The sequence below is a fragment of the Flavobacterium potami genome (genome assembly GCF_020026915.1).
GTDB classification, from domain to species: Bacteria; Bacteroidota; Bacteroidia; order Flavobacteriales; family Flavobacteriaceae; genus Flavobacterium; species Flavobacterium potami.
On record NZ_JAINUY010000007.1, the window covers coordinates 159143 to 175959 of the forward strand.

17 protein-coding genes are annotated in these 16817 nt (G+C 32.6%); 8 read left to right on the top strand and 9 right to left on the bottom strand.

All coding sequences use genetic code 11. The features are described 5' to 3' along the window. Window positions 1-49 precede the first annotated feature (49 nt). The 6 genes from K6T82_RS19515 to K6T82_RS19540 all read right to left on the bottom strand — a co-directional run bounded on the left by K6T82_RS19515 (window position 50) and on the right by K6T82_RS19540 (window position 4837). Entirely contained in the window at window positions 50-691 is a 642-nt protein-coding gene (locus tag K6T82_RS19515) for an O-methyltransferase (RefSeq protein WP_223709689.1), read from the bottom strand. Between the two features lie 113 nt (window positions 692-804). Then, a complete protein-coding gene (locus K6T82_RS19520) occupies window positions 805-1203 on the bottom strand; it encodes a hypothetical protein (protein WP_223709692.1) in 399 nt (132 codons plus the stop codon). A gap of 165 nt (window positions 1204-1368) precedes the next feature. Next, window positions 1369-1920: a hypothetical protein gene (locus K6T82_RS19525; protein WP_223709694.1), complete on the bottom strand. Its 552-nt coding sequence runs from the start codon at window positions 1918-1920 to the stop codon at window positions 1369-1371. 15 nt (window positions 1921-1935) lie between these two features. Next, window positions 1936-3387 (bottom strand): hypothetical protein, encoded by a 1452-nt coding sequence (locus K6T82_RS19530; protein ID WP_223709696.1) that lies wholly within the window; start codon window positions 3385-3387, stop codon window positions 1936-1938. 5 nt (window positions 3388-3392) lie between these two features. Beyond that, on the bottom strand, window positions 3393-3962 hold the full coding sequence (locus tag K6T82_RS19535) for a YceI family protein (RefSeq protein ID WP_223709699.1): 570 nt from the start codon (window positions 3960-3962) through the stop codon (window positions 3393-3395). 314 nt (window positions 3963-4276) lie between these two features. Then, window positions 4277-4837, bottom strand: a complete 561-nt coding sequence (locus tag K6T82_RS19540) for a YceI family protein (RefSeq protein ID WP_223709702.1) — start codon at window positions 4835-4837, stop codon at window positions 4277-4279. A gap of 419 nt (window positions 4838-5256) precedes the next feature. Here K6T82_RS19540 and rlmN point away from each other — a divergent pair, with 419 nt between their 5' ends. Then, window positions 5257-6300, top strand: coding sequence for a dual-specificity RNA methyltransferase RlmN (gene rlmN, locus K6T82_RS19545; protein WP_223709711.1), 1044 nt, complete (start codon window positions 5257-5259; stop codon window positions 6298-6300). An 87-nt stretch (window positions 6301-6387) separates the two neighbouring features. Here the strand turns inward: rlmN and K6T82_RS19550 are convergent, their stop codons facing one another. Then, complete coding sequence (locus K6T82_RS19550) at window positions 6388-7254, bottom strand: hypothetical protein (protein ID WP_223709713.1); 867 nt, start codon at window positions 7252-7254, stop codon at window positions 6388-6390. Between the two features lie 158 nt (window positions 7255-7412). On the opposite strand from K6T82_RS19550, the gene K6T82_RS19555 reads away from it, so the two are divergent. From K6T82_RS19555 to dnaG, 5 genes are all read left to right on the top strand, one after another. Next, window positions 7413-8390 (top strand): polyprenyl synthetase family protein, encoded by a 978-nt coding sequence (locus K6T82_RS19555; RefSeq protein ID WP_223709716.1) that lies wholly within the window; start codon window positions 7413-7415, stop codon window positions 8388-8390. A gap of 199 nt (window positions 8391-8589) precedes the next feature. Beyond that, complete coding sequence (locus tag K6T82_RS19560) at window positions 8590-9150, top strand: RNA polymerase sigma factor (protein WP_223709718.1); 561 nt, start codon at window positions 8590-8592, stop codon at window positions 9148-9150. After that, on the top strand, window positions 9137-9880 hold the full coding sequence (locus tag K6T82_RS19565) for a hypothetical protein (protein WP_223709726.1): 744 nt from the start codon (window positions 9137-9139) through the stop codon (window positions 9878-9880). The genes K6T82_RS19560 and K6T82_RS19565 overlap by 14 nt, the downstream gene beginning before the upstream one ends. A gap of 69 nt (window positions 9881-9949) precedes the next feature. After that, a complete protein-coding gene (locus K6T82_RS19570; protein WP_223709728.1) occupies window positions 9950-10978 on the top strand; it encodes a hypothetical protein in 1029 nt (342 codons plus the stop codon). A 126-nt stretch (window positions 10979-11104) separates the two neighbouring features. Beyond that, window positions 11105-13177 carry a DNA primase gene (gene dnaG, locus K6T82_RS19575; protein ID WP_223709731.1) on the top strand — a complete coding sequence of 691 codons (2073 nt, stop codon included), beginning with the start codon at window positions 11105-11107 and terminating at the stop codon, window positions 13175-13177. Window positions 13178-13266: 89 nt separating this feature from the next. Here the strand turns inward: dnaG and K6T82_RS19580 are convergent, their stop codons facing one another. Both K6T82_RS19580 and nadE read right to left on the bottom strand, forming a co-directional pair. Continuing rightward, complete coding sequence (locus K6T82_RS19580; RefSeq protein WP_008467169.1) at window positions 13267-13896, bottom strand: response regulator transcription factor; 630 nt, start codon at window positions 13894-13896, stop codon at window positions 13267-13269. 92 nt (window positions 13897-13988) lie between these two features. Further along, complete coding sequence (nadE, locus tag K6T82_RS19585) at window positions 13989-14795, bottom strand: NAD(+) synthase (RefSeq protein WP_223709732.1); 807 nt, start codon at window positions 14793-14795, stop codon at window positions 13989-13991. 99 nt (window positions 14796-14894) lie between these two features. Between nadE and gldB the strand changes: the two genes are divergently transcribed. Together gldB and gldC are read left to right on the top strand one after the other, a co-directional pair. Then, window positions 14895-15854 carry a gliding motility lipoprotein GldB gene (gldB, locus tag K6T82_RS19590; protein ID WP_223709740.1) on the top strand — a complete coding sequence of 320 codons (960 nt, stop codon included), beginning with the start codon at window positions 14895-14897 and terminating at the stop codon, window positions 15852-15854. Further along, window positions 15854-16186 carry a gliding motility protein GldC gene (gene gldC / locus K6T82_RS19595; RefSeq protein ID WP_223709743.1) on the top strand — a complete coding sequence of 111 codons (333 nt, stop codon included), beginning with the start codon at window positions 15854-15856 and terminating at the stop codon, window positions 16184-16186. Before gldB ends, gldC begins: the two co-directional genes overlap by 1 nt. The last annotated feature ends 631 nt before the right edge of the window (window positions 16187-16817 follow it).

A 16817-nucleotide genomic window follows, 5' to 3' on the forward strand; every position in this document is an offset into this window, starting at 1 on the left:
AAAAGAAAACTTAGAATCTTAGTATCTCAGAACCTTAGCACCTTAAAAATTATAATACTCTAGAAACTGTCAATCCATCACGAATTGGCAATAAAACCGTTTCTACGCGAGGATCATCTTTTAAAAGCTGATTGTATTCTAAAAGTACTTTTGTACTTACATCATTTGGATGAACTGGTTCCAGAATTTTTCCGCTCCACAAAACATTATCCGATAAAATAATACCGCCTTTATTCATTTTCGGAACAATCATTTCCCAATAGTTGAGGTAGTTTTCCTTATCTGCGTCAATAAAAACCAAATCAAATTTTACATCTAAATCTGGAATAATATTCACTGCTTCACCCAAATGCTGAAAAATTTGTGTTCCCCAAGGCGATGCGTCAAAATATTTTCTTTGAAAATCTACCAATTCCTCTTTGATGTCAATAGTATGTAATTGACCATTTTCTTGCATTCCCTCACATAAACATAATGCTGCGTAACCTGTGTAAGTTCCGATTTCGAGGATGTTTACCGGGCGAATTAGTTTAGAAAGCATACTCAAAACACGACCTTGAAAATGTCCACTTAACATTCTTGGTAAAAGTATTTTTTGGTAGGTTTCTTTATTGAGTTTTGCTAATAATTCTGGTTCATTTTCAGAATGTTGTTCGATATAATCTTCTAATTCTTGTGATATGAAATGCATGTTTGTATTATCTTCTGATTTGAAGGCAAAAATACAAAAAATATTGGCTAACTATTTTGCATAAAAAAACCATTCGTTTTGGCGAATGGTTTCTCTTTTAATTTTAAAGAAGACTATTTTTTCAAGGCTTCATTTACATCTTTTGCTGTTTTTACAGTTCCGTCTTTTGCTGCTTTTGCTGCATTTTCAACTTTTTCTGCACCTTTTTTAGTAGCATCCTTTACATCAGTTGCTGTTTTTTTAGCAGCATTTTCAACATCATTTGCTGCTTTTTTAGTTGCGTCTTTCACGTCTTGAGCTGCAGTTTCTGTAGCGTCTTTTGCTTTAGCCGCCGCACTTTCTGCTTTACTAACAGCACTGTCTTTAACTTCTTCGATATCTGTTGTTAGAGAGTCAACTCTGTTTCCAAGTGTTAATTCGTCTTCTGCAGGTTTGTTTTCTTTTTTCTCGCATGATTGAACAGCGAATGCTAATAATGCGATAACAGCTAAACTTAAAATCTGTTTTTTCATAATTTCAATTTTTTTTAGGTTGATAAAACTTAAAGGTTAAATGGCTGAAAAATAAAAATACAAATTTTAAAATGATTGAGCTCTTTGTAAGATTATTTTTCTTTCGAGAGCAAGACAATTCTTGTGCCAAAAAATTTCAATTTTGAAATATGATGATAATTTTTTTTAATTTTTATATAAGCTGAAATTAATCACGATATCATCTTTGACTTTAATTAATCCAGCCATTTTAACCGGAGCCTCTAATTCGATATCTGAGAATTTTAGATTAAGTGTCCCTTGGATTTTATCGTCAGTATTGTATAAAACGAAATCTTTGTATTTTAAGGTTTTGTCTGTGATATAAAAGTTGAGTCTGCATTTGTAATTTTTACCGTCTCTTTTTATTTCTGAAATGCTAACGGTGCTATTCGGGAATTTTTTCACTTTTATAGTTCCTTGTAAATCTTTCGTCATTATTTTATTACCACAATCAAAGTTTGACATTTTAATATCTGTGTTGAAAGCGTTTTTTTTGACTGAGTTTACATAAACTGTATCCTTTATAGGAAAGGTGTTAGAGCAATTGTATTTTCCAACGGTAGATAGTCCTGTGATTTCTATTTTAATTTTATTTATTACCACAGCGGTATCTTCTGGAAAAAAAGTGGGTTTAGCACTTCCTAATAAAAAGAATGTTGCTAAACCCATAATTAATATTGAAAATCTAGTTTTCATTTTCTTTTATTTACATTAGAATGCAATTACAGCTTCGAATACTAAACCATTAAATTTTCCACCGTAAAAGTTATTAAGATTTCCAGTTGCAGGATCTCCTGTAAATTGTGAATAATTTTTATAGTTTTGATTCACATAATTTAATTTGGCTAAGATGTTTTTAGTCATAAACCAACCAGCACTTGCTTCAAATTTATCTACAGTAACCTCCTTAGCATCAGCATTAGATAATTTTCCAGATACGGTATTGTATTTTCCTCCTAGATAGAATTGTTCTGTTTTTCCAAATCTATAAATAAGCTCTGAAGCATATTGATTAGCCGTACGTTTATCATCAGTTCCAGCTTTGTCTCCTCCTGAAGCCAATTCTATAGTTCCAAAGAATTCAAGTCCTTTGTATTTTACAAAAGGGTTGATCATATATGTTGTAGCCCAATTTTTGAAATTAGGGTTGAACGTTGCCTCTGGAGTAGATGTTTTGCTAAAAGTAGTTGCAACATCGGTCGTAGTTGTAGAGATAACAGTACCATTGGCATCGGTTTTAGTAATGGTGTTTTTATAAGGATTATTATTCAAAATACCCCAATAACCAAATCCTGATCTATTGGCAGAGTATATATTTGCGTTACCAAGATTTGCATTATGGTAGTAAGAACCCGTAAGTCTTATTCTTAGATCTTGATTAATTTGTTTGTCATAACCAAATTTAGCTAAGATTGAAGGACTATGTGTCGTATTCGTGTTTGGCCCAGCAGTATAAAAAATTTCTTCATTACTTTGATTTAAATTACCATTTGTAACCCCTAACATACTAACCCATCCACTTCTGTTGTAGTAAACCTCCATACCCATTTCTGTAGTGAAAGAATACATAATGTTATTTCCAACAAAAGCATTTCGGATTGTATTACCATTATCAGACCCTCTAAAGTGAGCATCACCAAAATTGTTCTCCATTTGTCCAATCTTAATTGTAGCGTATTTCATTACATCGGCAAGGAAATCTTTTTTAATGAAGTCTAATTTATCAATCTGTAAATATCCTCCTTTTACATAAGCATCATTGTGGTGTCTTGAAGCTAAATAAACATCTAAATTTACTCGTACACCATCAAACAATTGAGCACCAAGATATAGATCAGCTCCAGGAAGAGTAAAATTGTTTTCAGTATTCATCAAACGGTATCCGGTGATTGTTCTAGTAGTGGTTCCAGCGGCTGTAGTAGTCGTAGTAGTAATATTGTTAGGTTGATCGTTGAATGAATTTGTTGCTTGAAAATCCATGTTGAAAGCACCTCCAAGGTCAATACTAAGACCTTTAAATTCTCTATTGTCTTTTTGAACATCAAAAACGTTGATACCGTCTTTTCCTCTAGAGATTTGGTTTTGCATATTTCCAAAGCTAACTTGTGCCTGGACAGCAAACGTACTGATTAGTGTAATAGCTAGAATATAAATCTTCTTCATGGCGGTTATAAATTAAAGTTTAAATTAAATTTTAGTGTAAGGTCTTGTCCTGTTTTAATAGTTCCCAACATTGCGGTTGGAGATTTCATTCCGAAATCAGAAAACGTGATTTTATTAGTTCCCTGAAGGTTTAAACCATCTTTAGTAACTGTTGTTTTTACATTCGTTTTGTATACTTTACTAACTCCTGCAATTGTATAAGTTCCAGTTAATTCCCAAGTAGTTTCGTTTACTTTTTCTGCAGATTTCAGTACGTATTTTATGTTTTTGTTTTTATCAGTTTTTAGAGTTTCATACGCTACTTTATCCATGCTCTTTTTCTCGCTTTTTACGCTTTCGGCTAAGAGTGTAATTGCTAATGCATCAATGTCTGTAAGTTTTCCATTCGCTATATTAAGTGTCGCTGTTCCGGTTCCTGAAGCCGATTTCATTTCCCAGTCATGAAGTGTTGATGTACCTGCAACAGAAAAAGTTGATTTACTATCTAAAGTGTATGATTTTTGAGCTGTAGCTAAACTTGTGATTCCGAAAATTGCAACTACAAAGGCTATTAATTTTATTCTATTGGTTTTCATTTTGTATTGTGTTTTTGATTTAAAAATTAAGTTGATAACTAGGCCTGATTCTATTTTTAGTACTAAGAATGTTGTTTTAACTTGTATCAAAGTTCTGCCTATAAACTAGCTTGAGACATGATAAAAATCATTGTTAAAATTTTATTAAATAGGTATTTAATAACTACAACGTTTTCATTTTTCGTAAAATCGGTCAGGTCAATAAAATTGGGCAGGTATTTTTGATAAAATGTTATTTTTTAATTTTTGATTGTCTTTTTAACATAGAATTTTTATTTGTAAAATGTTAAAATTTAAGAGACAATAAATTTTATTTAGGTCAAAGTGATGCTGAAAAATACAGTAAGATCCTTTCCTGCTTTTACAACTCCAAGAGCAGCTTTTGGAGGTGTCATTTCAAAATCTCCAAAAGTAATTTGATTAGATCCCTGCAAAACAAAACTTCCTTTATTGCTAGTTATTCTGACTTGCGTTTTATATTCTTTGCTGACTCCCGCAATGGTATAAGTTCCCGTTAAAGTCCAGGTTGTTTCGTCTATTTTTTCAGCAGATTTTAAAACATACTCGATGTTTTTGTGCGTTTCTGTGTCCAAAGCTTCATAGGCCACTTTGTCCATACTTGTTTTGTAGCTTTTTAAACTTTCTGCCAGTAATGTGATATTTAAACTGTTTATGCCGGTTATTTTGGAATCTTTTATAGTTAAGATGGCAGTTCCAATTCCTTCTGTAGATTTCATTACCCAATCGTGGACGGTCGAAGTTCCAGCAACTTCAAAAGTTGAATTTGCATCGACGGTATACGATTTTTGAGCATTTGCCTGTAATGTCGTAGCTGTAAAGATTACGGTTAGTAAAATGGATTGAATTGTTTTCATTTTGATAAAGTATAGGTTAACATTGTTTTTGAAAGTTATATTTCACTTAGTGGTCAGAAATAAAACTTCTTTAAATTTCTTTGATCAAAATTATCGAGCATCGACAGGAAGTGAAATGATAAAAATCATAGCCGAAGCTTTATTAAATCAGTATAGTAAAGGTTGAAGAGATGAAGAGGATCTAATTTTTGAATTTTGTAAAAAACATGTTTATATTTAATGTGTTGTTTTTTAGTGTTTTGAATTTAATCTTTAAAGCAAAATCTGATTTTGTAAAACTCAGTAAATAGATGCCCATATGCGTTTTTAGCGAGATAAACCTTTGAAATATTGATGATTTTCTTCTGTTTTTTGATTCTATGATTAACGAATACATCTAAAAATCAAGAAAAAACAACAAAAGTGATTAACTTTGCAGCATGCAAATGGAGAAAAAAGACATACGAGCCTTATCAAAAGAACAACTTCGAGATTTTTTTGTTGAAAACGGAGACAAAGCTTTCCGTGGAAATCAGGTTTATGAATGGTTATGGAGCAAAGGTGCTCACAGTTTTGAGGATATGACAAATGTGGCTAAAACCACGAGGTCTATGCTTGAAAATAGTTTTGTTATCAATCATATTAAGGTTGATACCATGCAGAAAAGTAGCGACGGAACAGTAAAAAACGCAGTAAGACTTCACGACGGACTTGTGGTTGAATCTGTTTTAATTCCCACAGAAACGAGAACTACAGCTTGTGTATCAAGTCAGGTTGGTTGCAGTTTGGATTGTAATTTCTGTGCAACAGCAAGATTAAAAAGAATGCGTAATCTAGAACCTGGCGAAATTTACGATCAGGTTTTGGCTATAGATAAAGAAAGTCGTTTGTATTACAATCACCCGCTTTCGAATATTGTTTTTATGGGAATGGGAGAGCCTTTAATGAATTACAACAATGTCATTAAAGCAATCGATATGATTACTTCTGAAGAAGGTTTAGGAATGTCTCCAAAACGAATCATGGTTTCGACTTCAGGAATTCCTAAAATGATTAAAAAAATGGCAGATGATGATGTCAAGTTTAAGCTGGCAGTTTCTCTGCATTCTGCTATAGACGAAACTCGCGCACGCATTATGCCTTTCAGTAAAAACTTTCCTTTGAAAGATTTAAGAGAAGCGCTGGAATATTGGTACAGAAAAACCAAAAGCAAAATTTCTTACGAATATGTGGTCTGGAAAGGAATCAACGACGATAAAGCTTCGGTTGATGCTTTGGTAAAATTCTGTAAATATGTGCCATGTAAAGTCAATTTGATTGAATATAACCCAATTGATGATGGTGAATTCCAGCAAGCTTCAGAAGAATCAATTATGGCTTACATAAAGGCATTAGAAAATATTGGAGTAGTGGTTAAAGTAAGACGTAGTCGTGGAAAAGATATTGATGCGGCTTGTGGACAATTGGCAAATAAGAAAGCTTAATTTTTTTAAAACATTACATAAAATAAAAAAAGCATTAAAAACAAGTCAATCTTGTTCTTAATGCTTTTTTCTTGGGCAAAAAGGATGTTATTTTTTCAAATTTACTTCTTCTGTAACTCCGTCTTTTGTTACTTTAGCAAGCATATCGCATTCTCCGTTTCCGTAATCTATAGTTGCCAAAGCACCATTTTTGGTAATAGAAACAATTCCTTTTACTGCAAAAGATTTTCTGCAAGAAGCGTTAAATTCTAAAGGAGTTGTAATTTCTGCAGAGAAAGTATCACCGTTAGGGAAAGTTGTAGTGCCGCTTCCAGTTACAACGAAAGCATTATCATCCCAGTCAAACCAAGTGTCGTAGCCAGAAGTCATTTCTTTAATTAAGGTTCCTTTTCTTGTATAGACTTTTCCGTCATCAAAAGTAATGGTCAAATCTATTGCAGCCGTAGAAACAGGGTGAGGCGTTACCAGTATATTGGTTTCTTTAATTGTTCTTACAATACTTTTGCTGCCCTGAATTTTTTTACCATTATGATAAAACCCTTCAAAAGTATAGCTTATCGTTTGTGTAGAAGAAGTAAAGTCATTTGAGAAAGAAACGACCATTTTTCCTTTTACAGTATTTCCGTTGTTTAAAGTACAGCCTTCAACACCAAAATCAACAGTTTTTGTCCAAGTATTATTGGTTAAAACCGTTGTAATTGTGGCACAGCTTGGCAAGAAATTTTTAATAGGTCCGCCAGGTTTTGAATTTACATTTAGTTGAGCGCTAAACTGATCTTCAGCAATATTGGTAACATCTTCAACAGAAGCATCGATTGTAGAGTTGGTTATGATCTCTTCATTCGTAATTGCTTTTGCTGATCCTGATCCGTCATTTGTTTTTTCATCAGAACTACAGCCGACAAAAAAAGACATTGTAATAAAAGTGCCAATTAATAAAAATTTTGTTTTCATAAATAAATAGTTTGGGTTATTTTTTAATTAATGAATTCAAATCAGTATTAGTTAGAACTATTTTTGGTGTTTTTTTTCAGGTTAAGAGATAAATTATTTAAATCCTAACTTAAAATACACAACGTAATTTTATTTAAAATAGTATATTTGAAGTCTAAATGAATATTACGTCTCAAATAAAGCAGCCTATTTTTAACGAAATGGAACTCTTCGAAAAGAAGTTCCATGAATCGATGACTTCAAAGGTTGCATTACTTAATAGAATCACCTATTATATCGTAAATCGTAAAGGAAAACAAATGCGTCCGATGTTTGTTTTTCTGACTGCAAAAATGGTTTCTGGAGGTACAGTAAACGAAAGAACTTATCGTGGGGCTTCGGTAATTGAGTTGATTCACACGGCAACTTTGGTACACGATGATGTTGTAGATGATAGTAATCGCCGTCGCGGATTTTTCTCCATCAATGCGCTTTGGAAAAACAAAATTGCCGTTTTGGTTGGAGATTACTTATTGTCTAAAGGTCTGTTGCTTTCTATTGACAATGGCGATTTCGATTTATTGCGTATTATTTCCGTGGCCGTTCGTGAAATGAGCGAAGGAGAATTGCTTCAAATAGAAAAAGCAAGAAGACTGGACATCACCGAAGATGTTTACTACGAAATCATCAGAAAAAAAACGGCGACGCTTATTGCAGCTTGTTGTGCGCTTGGCGCGAAAGCCGTAATTGAAGATGATATTCAGGTAGAAAACATGCGTAAATTCGGTGAGTTGATTGGAATGGCATTTCAAATCAAAGACGATTTATTTGATTATAGCGAAGAAGCCATCGGAAAACCAACCGGAATAGATATTAAAGAACAAAAAATGACTTTGCCTTTAATTCATGTTTTAAATACTTGTACTCCACAAGAAAAAAAGTGGTTGATAAACTCCATCAAAAACCACAACAAAGACAAAAAACGCGTAAAAGAAGTAATTGCCTTTGTAAAAAATAATAATGGTTTGGCTTACGCCGAAAATAAAATGGTCGAATTCCAGCAAGAAGCACTTGCATTACTTCAGAACTTTGACGATTCAGAATACAAAGACGCTTTGACTTTGATGGTGAATTACGTTATCGAAAGAAAAAAATAATCTTTTTTAATTAGAAAATTTGTCAATTAGATAATTGTTTTACTTTGTTGTAAATCAGTTATATATTCTATTGGTTGGAATTTGGAATTTATTTTTTTTAGAAAATTTTTCATTTCCATGCAACCATTTTAAATCGACAATCGTCTATGCTAATAGAAGTCTGTTTCTAAAACCAAAAACCAAAACCAAAAGCTTATTAATGAAAATTATTTCGTTACATCAAGAAGAAACCAAAATCATAAAGTTGGCTGTCGAGAACAATCGTCAAGCGCAACAACAGATTTACGGTAAGTATTCTGCAAAAATGTTAAGTGTCTGTCGACAATACATAAAAGACATTCAATTGGCAGAAGATGTAATGATAACGGCTTTCATGAAAGTGTTTACAAATCTAAAAAACTTTGAACACAAGGGAAGTTTTGAAGGCTGGATCCGCCGAATTATGGTTAACGAATGCATTTCGTATTTAAGAGTTCAGAAAAAAGTAAAATTTGCTGAAGATGAATTTTTTATAGAAGAAAGCTTTAATGAAATCGACAGTCAATTTACAGTAGAACAAATTCAGTATTTAATTGATGCTTTGCCAGATGGCTATAAAATGGTTTTCAATTTATATGCGATTGAAGGTTACAAACACAATGAAATTGCCAAGATGTTAGGAATTAATGAAGGAACATCAAAATCGCAGTTATCACACGCTAGAAAAATGCTCCAAACACAAATTACTATTTTAAAAAAACAAGATAATGGAACCGAATAATTTTGAAAAGGATTTCCGTGACAAACTAAATCAACGTGAAATCGAGCCAAGCAACAAAGCCTGGGATCGATTAGACGCGATGTTGAGTGTAGCAGAAGAAAAGAAAACAATTAAACTTAATTCTAAAAAATCAAAAAGAAAATGGTTGTACATAGCAGCCAGCTTCGTCGGATTTTTATTGGTTGGAACTCTTTTTTTTAATCAAAATAAAAATGAAGTTAAAACGCCGGAAACTGTCATTGTAGAAAAAGAAACTGAAACCCAGAAAGAATCGGTTACACAACCTGTTTTAAATAGTGTGGATTCTGTAAAAACGGAAACTGCGATTGCAGAAAAAACTTCGGAAGAAATTGTAAATAAAAACAAAAAAAACAATTCAGAACCTTCTGAGAAAATTTCAAATAAAATCATTAAAAATGAATCAAATCAAGTAGCGGAGTCTTCAATCATCATCAAAAACAATCAGGAAAAACAATCAACAAACAATCAAAACGTAATTGCTGAAACTTCTAAAAAAGAAAATGTCGATCAGTTGTTAGAAGCGGCAGAAAATAAAGTTGTAGCTCAAAATCCGATCAAAAAATCAAAAGTAAAAATCAATGCTTCTGATTTGTTAAATCAGGTAGACGGCGAATTGGAACTTTCTTTTAGAGAAAAAGTGATTACAAAAGTGAACAAAAACTTGCAAGATGTGAAAGTCGCTTTATCTAACAGAAATCAAAAAGAATAGAATTCACTATTAACAATTTACCATTAAACAAAATCATCATCAATCAACAATCATTTAAAAAAAACAATCATGAGAAATTTTACCATTTACCTTATACTTTTCTTCTTTTTAATAGTGAGTAAAGTAGTAGGACAGGAAACCTTTGAATCTAAAGCTAAAGCAATTGCAAATAAAATTGAGAAAATAACCAAAGAAGAAAAAGAAGCTTTAAAAGAAGAAATTGAAGCTGTAAATGTTCAATTATCTGAAGGCAAAATAACGCAAGAAGTTGCTGAAAAACGTAAAAAAGAATTGGCAGAAGCAAGAGCAGTTATTATTGAAGAAAAAGTGACTTTGGCTCAAAATGAATTAAATGATTTAGTTCAGGCAAAAGTAGACGGAAAAATTAAAGAAGATTCTTCTAAAGTTTACATGATTCGTTTCAATCATAAAAAACGAGACAGAGATTCTATTCACGGCGAAAAAAGAACAACTTCTCAATTTGTATTTGCAATGGGATTGAATAATACATTGTCTGACGGAAAACTTCAGGATTCAAATTACCGTTTTATGGGTTCGCATTTTTACGAATGGGGCTTTACATATAATTCTAGATTAATGAAAAATGATAATCTGCTTCACGCAAAATACGGACTTTCTTTAATGTACAACAATATCCGCCCAACAGATAATAGAAGTTTTGTTGTAGATGGCGATCAGACTAATCTGGTTGAAAATCCAGTTCATTTAACAGAGTCTCGATTTAGAAATGTGTATTTGGTTGCACCAGTACATTTAGAATTTGATTTTACAAGACCACAGGAAAACAACGGAAAAACCTATTTCAAAACACACAAAAGTTTTCGTTTCGGAATTGGTGGTTATGCAGGGGTGAACGTAAAATCGAAACAGATTTTAAAGTTTGAAGAAGAGGATTTAAAATACAAAACCACAATTAAAGGAGATTACAATGTGAATAATTTCGTTTATGGTCTGAGTTCTTACATTGGTTACAGAGAATTAAGTTTATATTTTAAGTACGATTTGAACCCACTGTTTCAGAATAATCTAGTAAAAGAGAATAACATTTCGTTAGGACTTCGAGTAGATTTAAACTAAAACTTGGGCGTTTAGTAGCAGAAAAAGCATCTCTTTACGAGGTGCTTTTTTTGGTTTAAAATGATTAAAATTCCAACAAGATTTACGTATTTTTGCAAGCTCTCAACTTTTAAAATTTAATACGCCTTGATTTCACAAAATACCATAGATTCTGTTTTTGAAACTGCTCGAGTAGAGGAGGTTATTGGTGATTTTGTGAATTTGAAACGTGCGGGAAGTAATTTTAAAGGGCTGAGTCCATTCTCAGATGAGCGTTCTCCATCGTTCATGGTTTCTCCTGCAAAAGGAATCTGGAAAGATTTTAGTACAGGAAAAGGTGGGAATTCTGTTAAATTTTTAATGGAACATTCGCAATTTACATATCCTGAAGCCATTCGTTATTTAGCTAAGAAATATAATATTGAAATAGAAGAAACAGAGCAATCTGAAGCAGAAAAGGCCAATACAGATCTTCGTGAAAGTATGTATTTGGTTTCTGAATTTGCAGCTAAATATTTTCAGGATGTATTGATTAATTCGGAGGAAGGTAAAGCAATTGGTTTGTCTTATTTTAAAGAAAGAGGATTTACCAATGAAACCATCAAAAAATTTAATTTAGGATATTCTCCAGAAACTTGGGATGCTTTGACAAAAGAAGCTTTAGGGAAAGGATATAAATTAGAATTTTTAGAAAGTACAGGTTTAACTATTGCAAGAGAAGACCGTCCTTTTGACCGATTTAAAGGTCGTGTAATGTTTCCGATTCAAAGTATGTCGGGACGTGTTTTGGGTTTTGGAGGACGTATTTTAACCAATGATAAAAAAGCAGCAAAATACCTGAATTCACCAGAAAGTGATATTTACCATAAAAGTAAAGTCCTTTACGGAATTTATCACGCCAAGCAATCTATTGCCAAACAAAACAATTGTTATCTGGTAGAAGGTTATACCGATGTAATTCAGTTTAGTCAGGCCGGAATTGAAAATGTTGTGGCTTCTTCGGGAACCGCTTTAACTCCGGATCAAATTCGTTTAATCAATCGTCTAACGCGAAATATTACCGTTCTTTTCGATGGAGATGCGGCGGGTTTACGAGCGGCCATTCGAGGAATCGATTTGATTCTGGAAGAAGGTATGAATGTTCGTGTTTGTTCTTTTCCTCAAGGAGAAGATCCAGACAGTTTTGCACGAAAAAATTCTCACGACGATTTAGTAGCGTATTTAGAAAACAATAGTAAAGATTTTATACAGTTTAAAGCTTCCATTTTAATGGGAGAAGCCAAAAACGACCCCATAAAAAAGGCCGATCTGATTCGTGATATGGTAACGAGTATTTCTAAGATACCAGACCGTATTCAGCGAGAAGTATACATTCAGGAATGCGCCCGAATTATGGATATTTCAGAACAGGTTTTGGTAAGTACTTTGGCGCAGCTTATTCAAAAAGATATTGCCGAGGCCAATAAAAAACAAAAACAAGAACAAAAGCCTTTTGAGGTTGTTAGAAACAATCCTCCGCAAGCGGGTACATTTTCTGGAGGAGATCCAGAAGATCCAAGGACAGGACCGCCAGAAGGTTATGACTATCCTGGAGATTCAGGATATTATCCGCCAGAGCAAACACAAAAAGTAGATATTTTATATGGTTTTGAAAGGAAAATCATAGAGATCTTGTTGTTGTATGGAAGTGTTGTTGAAAATTTTGAAGATGTTTTTTTAAAAGCAGATGAAGAAGGCAATGTAAAAGAGGTTTCTGAAAAACGAGAATATAAGGTATTTGAAAAGATTTATCTAAGTCTGCAAGAAGATGAGGTAGAACTTTCAAATGATTTATTTAAAAATATTTACAATAATATTATTGATTTCTATAATCAGAATGAGACGTTTAGTTTAGATAAATATTTGATGCATCTAGAGCCTGAGTTTGCGCAGGAAGTTACCAATATTTTAATGGAAGATGAAAGGTTAACCATTCATAATTGGGAGGGACAAAATATTTTTCCAAAACATAAATCTGAAACGATTGAACTGAATGTTTCGGATACCATTTTCTCTATGCGATGGTATTTGGTGTCGGGGATTATTGCAGAATTAAAAAATTCACTTTTGAATGATCCTCAAGAAGATAATTCAGAGGTTTTAGGTATGGTTGTCGATTATTCAAAGTTGCTGAATAATTTTTCAAAAAAATTAGGACGTGTAGTTGTGCCTTATCACTAAAAAGGAAAAAACTCTATCTAGTCTGAATAATCAAAAAAGATAGAGTTTTTATAGTTTCTAGATTTCTTAAAAAAATCTTCGAATTGTAATTAAATAATTTCTAAAGTCTTCGCTTTGTTAACCAAGTCAACTAAATTAGTAACATTTAATTTAGTTAATAATCTCAGTTTGTAAGTACTGATCGTTTTTTCGTTCAGATTTAAGATTTTAGAGATTTCATTGTTTTTCTTACCATCACTTAAATAACGTAAAACCTCGATTTCACGGTTAGAAAGTTTTCTGTACAGACGCTCACTTTTGCTTTGTTTCGCAATAAGGGCCATGTTTTTGCGTACTGTTTCGTTGATGATAATTTTTCCTTCGTGTACTTTAATAATAGAATGACCTAATGTTTCAAGTTTTTCTGTTTTGTGTACATACCCAGAAACTCCTGCTTTAATTGCGTTTGGAGCATACATTTGCTCTGCAAGATCACTGAAAATAACAATTTTTGTTTTTGGGAAATTTTTCAAAATTGATTTGATTTCGAAGATGCTTGAAAGACCTTCTAGTTCTAAATCTAATATTAGAATGTCGATTTCCTTCGTCTGAAGGATATCTCTAACCATTGAAAAATTGCCGACATTGGCAACAATTGAAATTTGATCGTGGTCTTTGAAGTAAGACTTAACGCCAAAGTGCGTAACAGGATGATTGTCTGCTAGACATACTTTAATCATAATTTTTACCTTTTTTAGAATTGTTCATGTTTTTGGAGTGGTAAAATTAATAAATAAATTCTGTAATATCTTTCTTAGAATGTTAAAATCTTTTATTTTAACGTTTTTGGTATCAAACAAACCGGAATTGGATCCATTTTATGCTTGTTGCTGGTGTTTAATCGTTTATAAATTTCAAATACAGATTTTTCTCTCCCTTCGAAGTCAGCTACCGTATTTCCTGACTCCGCGGCTAACATTGCCCATTCTAATTCGTCATAACTTGCACCTAATTGGTCTTCATCTGTACGGTTGTCTCCAAATAATCCGTCTGTAGGTGCAGCTGTTAAAATTGACTGTGGAATTTGCAAAAATTCTCCTAAAGCATATACATCTGATTTCATTAAATCGGCAATTGGACTCAAATCGACACCTCCATCTCCATATTTAGTGTAAAAACCTACTCCAAAATCTTCCACTTTGTTTCCTGTTCCGGCAACAAGTAAACCATGAATTCCTGCTAGATAGTATAGAGAAGTCATTCTGATGCGGGCACGTGTGTTGGCTAATGCTAAATTTACTTTTGCTTCGTCATCTGTTTTTGGAACAGCGCTCTTAAATGCTTCAAAAGTTGCTGTTAAATCGGTTTGAACATCAGTAACATTTGGAAAACGTTTTTTGAGTTGTTCAATATGCTCTCTTCCTCTTGAAACCTGACTTTCTGCCTGGTGTATTGGCATTTCTACACATAAAACTTTCAGTCCTGTCTGTGCACACAAAGTTGAAGTTACTGCAGAATCTACACCTCCGGAGATTCCGATTACAAAACCGTTAACTTTTGCATTGTTAGCGTATTCTTTTAACCACTCAACAATATGCGTATTTACTTTTTCTGTCTGAATTGTGCTTTTTTTAGCCATAATAGTTTAAGTTTTAAAGTGCAGGGATGTATATTTGCAGAATTATTTTGAGTATGCAATTACTTTAAATTCTGATAACACAAATCTAATTAAAATAAAATGAAAATTTATCGCTTAGCAGTGGTTCTATGCCTGTTTTTTTTGTCCTGCAACCAAAAAAGTAAGGTCGAAAAAGAAGTAGAAGAAATTCCTGTTGATATTAAAGTAGAGCGTTTTGATAAGGTGTTTTTTGAAACTAAACCGCAAGACCTTGCACAGGTAAAAAAGCAATACCCGTTCTTTTTTCCAGCTGGCAATGATGACAGTGTTTGGCTTCAAAAAATGAATGATCCGATCTGGAAAGAAGTTTATGATGAGGTACAGAAAAAGTACAGTAATTTTGAACCTGTTCATAAGGAGTTTGATGCGCTTTTTCAACATGTAAAATATTATTTCCCTAAAACTAAAACTCCAAAAGTAATTACTGTTATTGGAGAAATGGATTATAATGCAAAAGCAATTTATGCCGATAGCCTTGTAATTGTTGCACTGGAATTGTATTTGGGAAAAGAACATAAGTTTTATGAATTTCCGAATTATTTAAAACAGAATTTCGAGGAAAGACAGATTATGCCAGACGTGGTTTCTAGTTTCTCTTATCGAAATATTCCGGATTCTCCAGATAGAAGTTTAGTAGCACAAATGGTTTTTGAAGGAAAACAGCTTTATGCAAAAGATTTATTACTGCCAGATTATACCGATGCAGAAAAAATGGGATACACACCAGAGCAAATAAAATGGTGTGAAGAAAACGAAGGATATATGTGGCGTTATTTTATAGAAAATGAAATGCTTTACAGTGATGATCCAAAATTAAGAACACGATTTATGACACCAGCACCTTTTTCTAAGTTCTTTTTAGAAATTGATAATGATACTCCAGGTCGGGTAGGAGCTTGGATAGGCTGGCAAATGGTACGTTCTTACATGAAAAATAATAGTAATGTTTCTCTAGCAGATTTGTTTAAAACAGACGCAAAAGAAATCTTCGAAAAATCAAAATATAAACCTAAGAAATAATGGCAAATATAAACTCAGAGATTAAATTCAATATAGAATTAGATGAAAACCGTGTTCCTGAAAAATTAACATGGAGCGCACAAGACGGTGGTGTAAAAGCAGAAGAAGCAAAAGCGATCATGTTGTCTATTTGGGACAGCAAAGCAAAAGAAACAATGCGTATCGATTTATGGACTAAAGATATGCCTGTAGACGAAATGAAAATTTTCTTTCACCAAACGTTAGTGGCTATGGCAGACACTTTTAAACGTGCAACAGACGACGAAAAAATGTCTGATACCATGAAAGATTTCTGTGATTATTTTGCAGAAAAACTAGAATTGACAAAATAAAAGAAAGTTTTAATTTTAAAAAATCCCAAATTCCAATCTTAAATTGAGGTTTGGGATTTTTTCGTATTTTGAAGCAAATTAGAACCAGAGAAAATATTTATAAATCGAATAAGTAAATTAAATAGTATGTTGTTTCCTTTTATTGTGAGTCTTGTTGGGCTATTTCTTTTACTCGCCAATGCTATAAGATTTTTGGTAACTTGCAAAGGCAGGGACATTTTATATCGTATTGCTGCCATTTATTTGGTTCTTTTATTTTGTGTCGAATTGTTCTGTAATATTATAGGTTTTTTATATCCTAATTCTAACTTTTTTCTTTCGCACTACTATTTTAATTTTCAATTCATATCTCTAAGCTTGTTTTTTTATAATGCTTTTTCGAATAGGATATTGAAGAGAATTGTGCTGATTGTGTTGGCTTCAGTATTGCTTTTTTTAAGCTTGCAATATTATAATAGTCCCTCGCTTTATTGGGAATTTAATTTGGTTGAAATTGCAATAACCTCTATTCCGTTACTGATTTATGCATTTTATTATATTGTATCAAATTTGAAAAACATCAAACACGATTATTTTTATTTCTGCAATGGACTGATTATTTATTTAACAAGTAGCGCAAGTATTTTTTTAT

Bases quoted from the DNA above. Each gene is read 5' to 3' on its own strand.
- K6T82_RS19515 (WP_223709689.1), bottom strand. From the start codon at position 691: ATGCATTTCATATCACAAGAATTAGAAGATTATATCGAACAACATTCT.
- K6T82_RS19520 (WP_223709692.1), bottom strand. From the start codon at position 1,203: ATGAAAAAACAGATTTTAAGTTTAGCTGTTATCGCATTATTAGCATTC.
- K6T82_RS19525 (WP_223709694.1), bottom strand. From the start codon at position 1,920: ATGAAAACTAGATTTTCAATATTAATTATGGGTTTAGCAACATTCTTT.
- K6T82_RS19530 (WP_223709696.1), bottom strand. From the start codon at position 3,387: ATGAAGAAGATTTATATTCTAGCTATTACACTAATCAGTACGTTTGCT.
- K6T82_RS19535 (WP_223709699.1), bottom strand. From the start codon at position 3,962: ATGAAAACCAATAGAATAAAATTAATAGCCTTTGTAGTTGCAATTTTC.
- K6T82_RS19540 (WP_223709702.1), bottom strand. From the start codon at position 4,837: ATGAAAACAATTCAATCCATTTTACTAACCGTAATCTTTACAGCTACG.
- rlmN (WP_223709711.1), top strand. From the start codon at position 5,257: ATGCAAATGGAGAAAAAAGACATACGAGCCTTATCAAAAGAACAACTT.
- K6T82_RS19550 (WP_223709713.1), bottom strand. From the start codon at position 7,254: ATGAAAACAAAATTTTTATTAATTGGCACTTTTATTACAATGTCTTTT.
- K6T82_RS19555 (WP_223709716.1), top strand. From the start codon at position 7,413: ATGAATATTACGTCTCAAATAAAGCAGCCTATTTTTAACGAAATGGAA.
- K6T82_RS19560 (WP_223709718.1), top strand. From the start codon at position 8,590: ATGAAAATTATTTCGTTACATCAAGAAGAAACCAAAATCATAAAGTTG.
- K6T82_RS19565 (WP_223709726.1), top strand. From the start codon at position 9,137: ATGGAACCGAATAATTTTGAAAAGGATTTCCGTGACAAACTAAATCAA.
- K6T82_RS19570 (WP_223709728.1), top strand. From the start codon at position 9,950: ATGAGAAATTTTACCATTTACCTTATACTTTTCTTCTTTTTAATAGTG.
- K6T82_RS19580 (WP_008467169.1), bottom strand. From the start codon at position 13,896: ATGATTAAAGTATGTCTAGCAGACAATCATCCTGTTACGCACTTTGGC.
- nadE (WP_223709732.1), bottom strand. From the start codon at position 14,795: ATGGCTAAAAAAAGCACAATTCAGACAGAAAAAGTAAATACGCATATT.
- gldB (WP_223709740.1), top strand. From the start codon at position 14,895: ATGAAAATTTATCGCTTAGCAGTGGTTCTATGCCTGTTTTTTTTGTCC.
- gldC (WP_223709743.1), top strand. From the start codon at position 15,854: ATGGCAAATATAAACTCAGAGATTAAATTCAATATAGAATTAGATGAA.